The organism is Pseudomonas sp. Z003-0.4C(8344-21), from assembly GCF_900104975.1.
In the GTDB taxonomy this organism is placed as follows: Bacteria; Pseudomonadota; Gammaproteobacteria; order Pseudomonadales; family Pseudomonadaceae; genus Aquipseudomonas; species Aquipseudomonas granadensis.
On sequence record NZ_LT629756.1, the window covers coordinates 4310529 to 4323594 of the forward strand.

At 63.2% G+C, this 13066-nt stretch carries 4 protein-coding genes (1 of these 4 running past the window's edge); 1 reads left to right on the forward strand and 3 read right to left on the reverse strand.

Annotation, left to right across the window (positions count from 1 at the left end):
- Nucleotides 1-9253: the 5' portion of a non-ribosomal peptide synthetase gene (locus BLU24_RS19450; protein WP_093102926.1), read on the reverse strand. It extends 3065 nt beyond the left edge of the window; only the first 9253 of its 12318 coding nucleotides appear in the window; it begins with the start codon at nucleotides 9251-9253; its stop codon lies beyond the left edge, outside the window.
- 312 nt (nucleotides 9254-9565) lie between these two features.
- Nucleotides 9566-10303: a thioesterase II family protein gene (locus BLU24_RS19455; RefSeq protein WP_093102929.1), complete on the reverse strand. Its 738-nt coding sequence runs from the start codon at nucleotides 10301-10303 to the stop codon at nucleotides 9566-9568.
- Nucleotides 10304-10432: 129 nt separating this feature from the next.
- Here BLU24_RS19455 and BLU24_RS19460 point away from each other — a divergent pair, with 129 nt between their 5' ends.
- Nucleotides 10433-11566 carry a cupin-like domain-containing protein gene (locus tag BLU24_RS19460; RefSeq protein ID WP_093102932.1) on the forward strand — a complete coding sequence of 378 codons (1134 nt, stop codon included), beginning with the start codon at nucleotides 10433-10435 and terminating at the stop codon, nucleotides 11564-11566.
- A 110-nt stretch (nucleotides 11567-11676) separates the two neighbouring features.
- On the opposite strand, the gene BLU24_RS19465 is transcribed toward BLU24_RS19460, so the two are convergent.
- The gene (locus BLU24_RS19465) at nucleotides 11677-12849 is read right to left on the reverse strand and encodes an MFS transporter (RefSeq protein ID WP_093102934.1); all 1173 of its coding nucleotides are present in this window, start codon (nucleotides 12847-12849) and stop codon (nucleotides 11677-11679) included.
- Nucleotides 12850-13066 lie beyond the last annotated feature (217 nt).

Genomic DNA, 13066 nt, shown 5'->3' on the forward strand with positions numbered 1-13066 from the left:
TGCCGTGTTCGAGCAGGGTGTGGAACAGCATGCCCTGCTGCATCGGCGACAACGGGTAAATATCGTCGATGCTCTGCGGCGCCAGCACCCACCCATCGAGTTGCGCTTGCGACAACTGCGCCAGCGGGAAATCCGACGGCGTCACGCCACGGTTGCCGCTGGCGCAGCAATGGCCGATCAGGGCCGTCAGCTCCTGCACATAGTCATCGGCCAGGCGCTGAATGGTCGCAGCATCGAACAGGCCGCTGCTGTAGGTCCAGTTCAGGTCCAGCTCACCGCCGAAGACTTTGCCGTTCAGCGCCAGTGGATTGCCCAGCGGACCTTGCAGGTTGACTTCGGCACCGGCGGCTTCGCCGGTCGGTACGAACAAGGCGTGATCGGCCTCGCCAAAACTGCCGTCGAACTGACCCAGATAGTTGAAGGTCAGGCGCGGTACCGGCAAGGCTTGCAGGGCCTGGCGTGCCTGTTCATCGCCCAGGTACGCCAGCGCGCCGAAGCCGATGCCCTTGTGCGGAATCGCCCGCAGTTGTTCTTTGACTTGCTTGAGCGAGGCGCCCAGCTCGGCGGCCGGCGTCAGGCAGGCCGGGTAGATGCTGGTGAACCAGCCGACGCTGCGGGTCAGGTCGATGTGCTCGAACAGATCTTCGCGACCGTGGCCCTCGAGCAGCACCAGCGCCTTGTCGGCACCGGTCCAGCGCACCAGCACCCGCGCCAGCGCGGTCAGCAGCAGGTCGTTGACTTGCGTGCGATAGGCCTGGGGGGCGTCCTGCAACAGCTGGCGAGTCAGGGTCTTGTCCAGTTTGCTACGAATAGTCAGCGCCTGATCGTGTCGTTGCCCACCGTCCGGACGGTCGTACGGCAACGCCGCCGAGGCACCGTGCAACTGCTGCTGCCAGAAGCCCGGCTCGGCTTGCAAGGCAGGGCTGTTAGCGTAGTCCTGCAACGCCGTTGCCCAGTCCTTGACCGCGCTGGTTTTCGCCGGAAGCTGCACAGCCTGCCCGGCGCTGATCTGCCGATAAGCGTTTTGCAGGTCTTCGAACAGAATCCGCCACGACACGCCATCGACCACCAGGTGATGGACGATCAGCAACAGCCGTTGCGAACCGTCAGCCAGATCGGCCAGCACCGCGCGGATCAGCGAACCGCCACTCAGTTGCAGGCTGCGCTGCGCCTTGTCGCCCAGCGTCTCTAAAGCTTCGAGGTCAGCGACCTCGACCTGCCAAAGAATCGTTTCGCCCGCTTGGGTGGCGACGTCGCGGTAATGCGCAGCCCAGCCGTCAGCCTGCTCGACAAATTGCAGACGCAAGCTGTCGTGGTGCACAACCAGCGCATCCAGCGCTTGCTCCAGCACCTGTGCGTTCAGCGTTTGCGAGGGTTTGAGCATCACCGACTGGTTCCAGTGATGGCGGTCAGGGATTGCTTGCGCGAAGAATTCCTGATGAATCGGCAGCAGCGCGCTGCTGCCGGTCACCGCGTGCTGATCGATCAGGTGCAGCGCTTCACCGGTCTGCGCGACCACGGCCAGCGCGGCAATGGTCTGGTGCTCGAAGAGGTCTTTGGGGGTGAAGCGAATCCCGGCTTGCCGCGCACGGCTGACCACCTGAATCGAGATGATCGAATCGCCGCCCAGCTCGAAGAAGTTGTCGCTGATGCCGACCTGCTCAAGCTTGAGCACGTCCTGCCAGATCGCCGCCAGTTGCTGCTCCAGCGCGGTCTGCGGCGCCACATAAACCTGTTGCAGTTGGCTGACATCCGGCTTCGGCAGGTTCTTGCGATCGAGTTTGCCGTTCGGGGTCAGTGGCAGACGCTCAAGGCGCAAAACGTACGCCGGAACCATGTGCGCCGGCAGACTGGCCGCGAGTTGCGCGCGCAGTTCTTCAGTAAAGTCGGCACGGCTCGAATCACTGACCACGTACGCCACCAGACGCTTGCCGCTGCCGCCACTGCCTTCCTGCGCAATCACCACCGCTTCGCGCACGCCGGCAAGGGCTTGCAGGGCGGCTTCGACCTCGCCGAGCTCGATGCGGAAACCACGGATTTTCACCTGATTGTCGATGCGATCGAGGTAGTCGAAGGTACCGTCGCCGCGCTGGCGCACCAGATCCCCGGTGCGATAAAGCAAGCCACCGGTGCTGAACGGATCAGCAACAAAGCGTTCGGCAGTCAACCCCGGACGATTCAGGTAACCACGCGCCAGACCGCTGCCACCGAGGTACAACTCACCGGCCATGCCTTGTGGCAGCAGGTTCAGCGCAGCGTCGAGGACATAAGCGCTGCGGTCGCCGATACGGCTGCCGATCGGCGCGTAGGCCGCGCCGCACGGCTCTTCGCGGCCGGCCTTCCAGATCAGCGGCGTGACCACGGTTTCGGTCGGGCCGTAGCCGTTGATGATGTAATCCGGATCCAGCGCGCGTTTGACCCGCTCGAAACTGGCGCTCGGCACAGCATCGCCGCCGAAGCAGTAGATCCGCACTTTCGGTGGGTTGCCGACGCGCTCGGCATGCTCGGCCAGTTGCTGCAGATACACCGGCGGGAACGCCACCACGGTCACACCGTGTTCGATCATCGCGTTATAGGTCTGCTCCGGCGTCCACAAGGTGTCGTCGCGAATCAGCAGCGAGGCGCCGTGGGTCAGGCTGGTGAGCCAGCGTTCGTGGGCGCCGTCGAAGGCGAACGACATGAAGTGGAATTCGCAGTCGCTGTCGCGCATTTCATAGCGCTCACCGATGGCCTGGCAATGCATGGCCAACGGCCCGTGGGCGACGCTGACGCCTTTCGGATTGCCCGTGGAGCCGGAGGTGTAGATCACATAGGCGAGGTTGTCCGGGTCGAGGTTTACCGGCGGTGCTGCGACCGGCCATTCGCTCACCTCCAGACGATCCAGCTCCAGCAGCGGCACCGCTGCGGCGACTGGCAGTTGCGCCGACACCGACGAATCGCTGATCAGCAGCGCCAGCCCGGAATCCTTGATCAGGTAGGCCAGACGCTCGCGCGGATAATGAGTATCCAGCGGCACATAGGCGCCGCCCGCCTTGAGCACCGCCAGCAGTGCAACGATCACCGACTCGCTGCGCGGCAGGGCCACGCCGACGCGGGTTTCCGCGCCGACGCCACGGGCGATCAGCGCATGGGCCAGTTGATTGGCGCGCTGGTCGATCTCGCCATAACTGAAATGCCTGCCATTGAAAATCACCGCGGTGCGCTGCGGACGCTCGGCGGCCAGCGCCGCAATGCGCTGATGCACACCGATATTCACCGGATACGGTTGCGGATGGTTTTCGCCTTGCTGGCGCGCATGCTCCTGAGCGTCTGCGAGGGCGATTTCACCGAGGTTACGCGTCGCTGACAGCGCGAATTCTTCGAGTAGTTGCAGCAGATGCGCACTGATGCCTTCGATCACCGCGCGAGCGAACTGGCCGCGGTCGAAGCTGTAGTGCAGCGCCAGGTGCTCGCCGAGGGTGACGGCGACGCTCAGCGCATAGTGGGTCTGCTCAAGGTTGCCGACCTCGCCGAACTGCAGACCCTGCCCCGCCTGACTCAGCGCCTGGGCAATCGGGTAGTTTTCGAACACCAGAATGTTGTCGAACAGCGCTTCGCCGCCCTGCCCGGCCCAGCGCTGGATGTCCGCCAGCGGCGTGTGCTCGAAATCCCGCAGGCTGAGGTTCTGCGCCTGCACCGCTTGCAGCCAGTCGCCAACGCTTTGATCCGGACGCGGCGCGCCGATCACCGGCAAGGTATTGATGAACAGACCGACCTGTTGCTCGATGCCCGGCAACTCGGCCGGACGCCCGGCCACCGTCGCCCCGAACGCCACCGCGTCAAGGCCGGTGTAGCGTTGCAGCAACAGCAGCCACGCGGCTTGCATCAGCGTGTTGACGGTGACTTTCTGCTGGCGCGCGAACGCTTCCAGGCGTTGCGTGCGTTGCGCATCCAGGGTCAGGTAATGATCGCCGTGACCGCTGTGCTGCTCACCAGCGGTGGCCGCGCGCGCCAGTCGGGTCGGCTCGTGCAGCGCGGCCAGTTGCTCGGTCCAGAAGGCCTCGCTCAACTGGCCGTCCTGGCGTTGCAGCCAGGCGATGTAATCGCGATAACGCCCGCCATTGTTTTCCGGGTTTCGACCGCTGTAGCGTTGCAACACTTCGCCAAGCAGCTGCGCATTGCTCCAGCCGTCCATCAGGATGTGGTGATGGGTGTAAATCAGATGCCACTGCTCGGCGCCGGTTTGCACCAGCAGCAGTCGCAACAATGGCGCCTGCGTCAGATCGAAACCTTGCTGCCGCTCGGCCTCCGCCAGTGTCGCGAGCGCCGTCGGTTGATCGTCGCGGTCACGCCAGTCGAGCGTGGTGAAGGGCAATTGCACCTGTTTGTGCACGATCTGCAGCGGCTGCGCCAGCTCGCCCTGCCAGACAAAACCGCTGCGCAAAATATCCTGCGCATCGACCGTGGCCTGCCACGCGGCGCGGAAGCGTTCAGCGTCGAGGCCTTGCACATCGACACGCAACTGGTTGATGTACTCACCCGCCGCCTGTTCGTACAGTGTGTGGAACAGCAAGCCCTGCTGCATCGGCGACAGCGGATAGACATCGTCAAGCTGACCTGCCGGCAGCGGCAGCGCATCGAGTTGCGTCTGGCTGATGCGCGCCAGCGGGAAGTCCGATGGCGTCGCCTGCGCAATTGGCAATGCACAGCAATGCTCGATCAGCGCATGCAACTCAATGGCGTACTGATCGACCAGCGCCTGCACCGTTGCACTGTCGAACATCTCGCGGCTGAAGCCCCAGCTCATCGACAGTTCACCGCCGTAGACCTGACCTTCCACGGTCAGCCAGTTGGCGAGCGGTGCCGCCGGATCCTGGGCGACGCCGCTGGTTTCGGCGCACGGCACGAACAGCGCCGCCTCGTCGAACTGGCGGTCGAACTGGCCGAGATAATTGAACGTGATGCGCGGTGGCGCCAACCCAGCCAGTTCGCCGCGCACCGCGGGCGCCGCCAGATAACGCAGCACGCCATAACCCAGACCTTTGTCCGGCACCGCGCGCAGTTGCTCCTTGATCATCTTGATCGAAGCGTCGAGGTCTTCGGCCGCGGTCAGCTTGAGCGCAAACAGACTGGTCAACCAACCGACGGTGCGGGTCAGGTCGATGTCATCGAACAGGTCTTCGCGACCATGCCCTTCCAGTTCGATCAGCGTGCCCGGCTGCTGACTCCAGCGGCTGACGGTGCGTGCCAGCGCCGTGAGCAACAGGTCATTGACCTGAGTGCGATACGCCGCCGGCGCTTGTTGCAGCAACTGTCGAGTGCGCTCGGCGTCGAGGCGCCATTCGATTTTTTCGCCGTGGCGATTTTCCAGACTGCCCTGCGGGCGTTCGCACGGCAGATCCCGGGCGTCCAGATGCTGGGCTTTCCAGTACGCCAGTTGCTCATCGAAACGCGAAGCCTCGTCAGCAAGACGCGCGGTCCACTGCTGAAACGCGTGGGTTTTCGCCGGCAACTGAATGCCGCCACCGGCCGCCCGTTGTTCATACGCCTGCTGCAGATCTTCCAGCAGTACGCGCCAGGAAACCCCGTCGACGACCAAGTGATGAATGATCAGCGCCAGACGCTGGCTACCGTCCGCCATGCTCACCAGTAATGCCCGCAGCAACGGACCTTGTTGCAGGTCGAGGCTACGCTGGGCGTGGTTGCACAGCGTCTGCAATTCTTCGGCGGATTGCGCATCGCGCACCCACAGGTCAGCGCTATCGATCAGCGGACCATGGCTTTGCTGCCAGCCTTCAGCGCCTTCGACAAAGCGCAGGCGCAAGGCGTCGTGATGATTGATCAGTTGCGTCAGCGCCGCGTCGAGCCACTGCGCGTTCAGGGTTTCGCGCGGGGTCAGCAGCAACGACTGGTTCCAGTGTTCACGCACCGGCATCGCCTGACTGAAAAAATGCTGCTGGATCGGCCCGAGCACTGCGGCGCCGGTTACAGCAGCCTGATCCACGGTGGTCTGTTGATCGAGACTTGCCACCCGCGCCAAGGTACGCACGGTCTGGTACTGGAACAGATCGCGCGGGCTCAGGCGAATGCCGGCCTGTCGCGCGCGGCTGACCACTTGAATCGAGATGATCGAGTCGCCGCCCAGCTCGAAGAAATTGTCTTCCAGACCTACGCGCTCACGGCCGAGCACGTCTTCCCAGATCGCCGCGAGATGTTTTTGCAGCGCATCCTGCGGCGCGACGAATGCTTGCTGTGGCGCGGCATCCGCTGGCGGCAAGGCTTTGCGGTCAAGTTTGCCGTTGGCGGTGACCGGCAATTTCTCCAGCGTGATCAGGCAGGTTGGCACCATGAATTCCGGCAGGCTGCCGAGCAGCCAGGCTTTGACGTCTTGCTGCCAGTCAGCGGACGGCTGCGGATTGTCCAGCACCAGCCAGGCGACCAGCTGTTTGCCATCCGGCACCAGCACTACCGCTTCACGCACCAGCGGGTGCTGCATCAGGCGGGTTTCGATTTCGCCCAGTTCGATGCGCAAGCCGCGCAACTTCACTTGATGGTCGAGACGGCCGAGGTATTCGATCACCCCATCGCCACGCTGGTGCACCCGGTCGCCGGTGCGATAAAGACGCGCGCCGGGATGGAACGGGCACGGCACGAAACGCTCGGCAGTCAGCCCCGGGCGCTGGTGATAACTGCGCGCCAGCCCGGCGCCACCCAGGTACAGCTCGCCGGCCACACCACTGGGCACCGGCAGCAGTTCGGCGTCGAGCACGTGGGTGCGCAGGTTGGCGATCGGCCGACCGATCGGCACGCTGTCGGCGCCCTCATCGACGCAAGTCCAGTGGGTAACATCGATGGCCGCTTCGGTGGGGCCGTAGAGGTTGTAGAGACCGGTAGCTGGCAGCTTGGCGAAGACCTGCAATTGCGCGTCCAGCGGCAAAGCTTCACCGCTGCAAACGATGCGTTTGAGGCCGACGCAGCTTTCCACGCCGGGCTCGTGAATGAATGCCTGCAACATCGACGGCACGAAGTGCAGCGTGCTGATGCCGTAGTGGTTGATGGTGTCGATCAGTTGCAGCGGATCGCGGTGCGCGCCCGGCGCGGCGACCACCAGCCGCGCACCGGTGAGCAGCGGCCAGAAGAACTCCCAGACCGAGACGTCGAAACTGAACGGGGTTTTCTGCAACACCGCATCGCTGGCGCTCAGCCCGTAGGCCTCCTGCATCCAGCACAAGCGGTTGACCAATGCCGCGTGGCTGTTGCCGGCGCCTTTCGGTTTACCGGTGGAGCCTGAGGTGTAAATCACGTAAGCCAGGTTCAACGGATCGACACTGACGTCTGGACGCTGGTCGCTATAGCCTTCGAGCAGATCGGGCTGGTCCAGCGTGATCACCTGCACCGCATCGGTCGGCAGCGCTGAGCGCAGCGCAGCCTGAGTCAACAGCAAAGTGATGCCGCTGTCCTCGATCATGTAGGCCAGGCGTTCCTGCGGGTATTCCGGATCGAGCGGTACGTAAGCGCCGCCGGACTTGAGGACTGCCAGCAGCGCGACGACCATTTCCACCGACCGCAACGCGCAAACGCCAACCAGACTGTCGGCGCGCACGCCTTGTTCGCGCAGCAGATGCGCCAGACGATTGGCCCGGGCGTCCAGTGCGGCATAGCTCAGCGACTGCTCGGCAAACAACAGCGCCGGTGCATCCGGCGTACGCGCTACCTGCGCTTCGATCAGTTGATGGATCGGCGTGCTGCTCGGGTAGTCCGCCTGAACGTTGTTCCACTCATGCACCAGAGTGTGTTGCTCGTCGGCGTCGAGCAGCGGCAATTCGCCGATGCGTTGCGACGGATCGGCGACCATCGCCGCAAGCAGGCGCAACCAGTGCTGCGCCATGCGCTCGATGGTCGGTGCCTCGAACAGATCGCTGGCGTAGGTCAATGCGGCACGCAGCCTGCCGCCCTGCTCGTAGGTGTCCAGCGTCAGGTCAAACTGAGTGGTGCGACTCTGCCAGTCAAGGCTGTCGAGCACCAGGCCCGAGGCAGTGCTGAGGCTGGCGATATCGGCCACGTGTGGTTGATGGTTGTACATCACCTGAAACAGCGGCGTGTGGCTGAGGCTGCGCTCAAGTTTCAGCGCGTCGACCAGTTGCTCGAACGGCAGATCCTGATGGGCCTGGGCGCCGAGCGCAGTTTCCTTGACGGCGCGCAGCAGAGCGTCGACACGAGTCTGCCCATCCAGTTGCGTGCGCAACACCTGGGTGTTGACGAAGAAGCCGATCAGCCCTTCGGTTTCACCTCGGTTGCGGTTGGCAATCGGCACGCCGACGCGGATATCGCTCTGCCCGGTGTAACGGTGCAGCAAGGCGTTGAACGCCGCGAGCAACAGCATGAACAAGGTGACCTGGTGCTGCTGCGCGGTGTGGCGCAATTGCCCGGCCAGGGCTTCATCGATGGCGAATTCGTAGCGCGTACCGCGATAGCTCGGCATCGCCGGGCGCGAATGGTCCAGCGGCAGTTCCAGCACTGGATGCTCATCGCCCAGTTGCGCCTGCCAGTAATCGAGTTGCCGCGCCTGCTCGCCCGCCTCCAGCCAGCGTCGCTGCCACAGCGCGTAGTCGCTGTATTGGATCGGCAACGCGGCCAGTTGCGGCGCCAGCCCGACATCGAACGCGTCGTAGCAACGGATGAACTCGTCGATCAGCACGTTCATCGACCAGCCATCGGAGACGATGTGGTGCAGGGTCAGCAGCAGCACGTGCTCCTGCTCGGCGAGCTTTAGCAAGGTCACGCGCAACAGCGGGCCGACCGCCAGATCGAACGGCAACAGCGATTGCTGTTCGGCGGAACTGACCACAGCCTGTTCCCGTTCGCTGGTCGGCAACGCGCTGAAATCCTCGTGCTTGATCAGCAAAGGTGCAGTGGCTGGTACTTGCAGCAGGCTGTCGTCATTCTGACGCTGGAACACCGTGCGCAGGGTTTCGTGGCGCTCGACCAGACTGGCAAACGCCTGTTCCAGCGCGAGCAGATTCAGCTGACCGCTCAGGCGCACTGCACCCGGCAGGTTATAGGCGCCGCTCTGCGGATCGAGCTGCCAGAGAAACCACATGCGCCGCTGCGCGTAGGACAACGCCTGACGGTCCTCGGCCTCGATCCCGGTCGGAATCGGGAACCGGGCGAAATCAACGCCCTCCTTTTGCAGGGCCGCAAGGAACATCTGGCGCTTTTCCAGGGGCAACCCGATAAACCGGCGAGCAAGTTTCAAGGAGTCTTCAGCATTCATTTCTCAGCATCCGGATCAGTAGGCAGGAAGCACAAAGGCACGTCATCCCTGTAAAACGAATGCAGACCGGAAAAATTAGCGAATGAGAACAACTGTCAGACGAGACTACCGAGGGCTTTCAGGCCCACACAGAACCCTTGCAGGAGTGAGCCTGCTCGCGAAGGCGATGGATCAGGCGACATCACTATCGACTGATACAACGCCATCGCGAGCAGGCTCACTCCTACAGGGATTTGAGGATGAGCGGAAATTTGTGGTTCGGCGAACAGCCAGTGCAGGAGCAAGCTCGCCCCCAAAGGGGTTTGATGTTGATCAAGCGGTTGCGGCGATGGCGTGGCGGCGGTGATGCCTCTCCAGCTGATCCTTGATCACCTTGAGCACTTTGGCTTCGTGTTCGTGGATGAAGAAGTGCCCGCCGGCCAGCATGTCCACCGAGAAGCTGCCGTGGGTTTCCTGGCTCCAGCCGATCAACTGCTCGGTGGTGGCGCGGTCGGCCTTGCCGCCGAGCACGTGCACCGGGCAATTGAGCAGCGGGCGCTGCACCGGCTCGAATTTGCCGCATAACTGGAAATCGGCGCGCAGGATCGGCAGGGTCAGGCTCATCAGTTCTTCATTGGCGAGCACTTCTTCGCGGGTGCCATTGAGTGTGCGCAGTTGCTCGATCAGCTCGGCATCGGTTTTCGGTTCGGCAAAGCCGCGATCGTAATCGGCACGCAGGGTCGGCGCCGCCGTGCCTGAAGCGAACAGTGCCACCGGTTCCGGGCAGCCCAGCGCGCGCAAGGCATGGGCCATTTCGCAGGCCAGCAAGGCGCCGAGACTATGGCCGAACAGCGCATAGGGTGCATGCAGTGTCGGCCGCAATTCTCTGGCCAGTTGCATCGCCAGCACGCGCATATCGGTGTGCAGCGGTTCGCCAAAACGCGCGCCGCGCCCCGGCAGCTCGACCGGTTGCAAGCGCAGCCACTGCGGCAACTTCGGCCGCCAGCGGCTGTAGACCATGGCACTGGCGCCGGAATACGGCAGGCACAGCAGGGTCAACTGAGTCACCACGCTTCCCTCGAAAAATTCATCTGTAGAGAGAAACGGATGCGCAGGCGGGCAAATTAGTCGCCGGCCAGTAAATTGCCCAAACGACTGCTCGTTAACTGTTCAGGCCAAAACCAATAACGAGGGATCACCGTGGACCTGCAGAGCATTCTCGGCAAACTGTTCGCCAATGCTGGCGCTGTCGGCATCGAAGGCGTGTTTCAATTCGTGTTCGGCCCGCAGCAGGCCTACTGGTCCGAGGTCAAGGCTGGCAGCCGCACCGAGGCTGGCCGCCACGCCAGCCCGGACGTGACCATCGAAGTCGCGGAGAAGGATTTTCTCGGGATCATGAGCGGCATCGCCAACGTCGAAGAACTGTTTGCCAGCGGCCGCCTGAAGATCGGCGGCAACATGGGCCTGGCGACGCTGCTGCCGCAGATCATCGAGCACGCTATGCACGGCGGCGCGGTGGCGGAAAAGGTCGACATGAACAAGCGCTATCCGACGCCGCCGCGCTTCAGCGAAAAGCTCACCGCTGGGCTGCCGACGCAACGCAGCGTCGAACGTGTTGCGCGCAGCGATCTGTCGGTGGCCGAATTCAGAAGCCGTTACCTGCCCAATGGCATTCCGCTGGTCATCAGCAATGCGCTGCACGACTGGCCGCTGTTCAAGCTCAGCCGCGAAGAATCGCTGGTGCATTTCGCCGAGCTGCAGGGCATCACCCGCCACGGCGATTATGTGAAAAAGACCTTCTCCACCGAGCGAGATTTTCGCTCGACCTCGATGGCCGAATTCATCGCCTCACTGGACCAACCGACGACGAAAAGCGCAGATGGCGCGCCGCCCGCCTACATGGGCAACAACATTCTCCCGGCGCAACTGCTGCAACAGATCAAGTACCCGCCCTACTTCGATGCCGCGCAGTTCATCCCGCCACGCATCTGGATCGGCCCGAAAGGCACGCTGACCCCGCTGCACCGTGACGACACCGATAATTTGTTCGCGCAGGTCTGGGGGCAGAAAACATTCACCCTCGCCGCGCCGCATCATCGTGAAGCGCTGGGCACGTGGTCGACGGCACCGAAAGGCGGACTGGATGGTTGCGATTTCAATCCCGATGCACCGGATTACCAGCGTTTCCCGGCCGCGCGCGACGTGCCGTTTCTGCGGGTGACCCTGGAGGCCGGGGATTTGCTGTTCCTCCCTGAGGGCTGGTTCCATCAGGTGGAGTCGGTGTCGACGTCGCTGTCAGTGAATTTCTGGGTGAATTCGGGCCGGGGCTGGTAACACTCAATCCCCTTGTAGGAGTGAGCCTGCTCGCGATAGCGGTGTATCAGTTACTGCACCAACATCTGACACACCGCTATCGCGAGCAGGTTCACGCCTACAACAGCGATCTATTTCAAATGACGGAAGCTCTGCACCGCAGCGCCGAGCACCACTGCCCCCGCGGCAATCGCCAGCCAGAAACCGCTGCGCGCACCGAACGCATCGACCAATGCCCCGGAGCCTGCCGCGCCAATTGCCACACCAATGCTCAAACCGGTGACCAGCCAGGTCAGGCCTTCGGTCAATTTGGCCGGCGGCACGATGCGCTCGATCAAGGCCATAGCCACGATCAGTGTTGGCGAAAAGAACAACCCGGCCACGAACATTGCCACCGACAAGCTGACAATATTGCTCGCCAGCAACAACGGTAACGTGGTCACCGCCGTCGCCACCCCGCCGTACAAAAACAAACGCGGCAACGGCAATTTCGAACGCATCGCGCCGAAGGCGATGCCCGCCAGACACGAGCCGATCGCATACACCGACAACACGATGCTCGCCGCCGCCGGTTGCCCCTGGTGTTGCGCGAACGCGACGCTGACCACATCGACCACACCGACGATCACGCCCATGGCGATCATCAGGGCCAGCAGCAGTTGCACGTCGGTCGAGGCGATGATCGAGCCGTGATGTTCAGACGCATGCGCATGCACCGGCGGCTCGGTGCTGCGCTGCGCGACGAATGCGCTCACACCTATTGCCAGTGCCAGCAGCGCCGCCAACGGTCCCGCTTCGGGAAACACCGCCACGCACAGCCCCACTGACAATGGCGGGCCGACGATAAAACACACCTCGTCGAGCACCGACTCCAGCGCATAGGCAGTCTGCAATTGTGGCTGACCGCGATAGATTTCGGTCCAGCGCGCCCGCACCATCGCCGACATGCTCGGCATGCAACCAGCCAGCGCGGCAAAGACGAACAGCGTCCAGCTCGGTGCCTGCAACCGGGTACACAGCAGCAACAGCAACAGGGCCCCGCCACCGATCAGCGCCGACAACGGCAGAATCCGCCCCTGACCGAAACGGTCAACCAGCCGCGCCACCTGCGGTGCGCAAAACGCCGTGGCCAGGGCAAACGTCGCCGCCACGCCGCCGGCCAGCGCATAGCCGCCCTTGAGTTGCGAAAGCATGGTGATCACGCCGATACCGGTCATGGAGATCGGCATGCGCGCGATCATCCCGGCCAGCACAAAATTTCGCGCGCCGGGAGCGTTGAACAATTCGCGGTAAGGATTTGCCATCGGTTGCTGCCTCATCAAGGGCCGACACGTTGCCATAGGCTCGCGGCGCGGGGGAAGCGCGCAATTGTTGGTGGAATGTGAAAGGCCGCTCTCACCTTGGACTTGCGGTGTACACCAACCCTGTGTGCGAGCCTGCTCGCGAAGACGCCGGCAAAACCATCCCGACATTTGCGCCAAATGAACTCTGGCGCCACACCACCAGTCAGCTAGGTAAGCC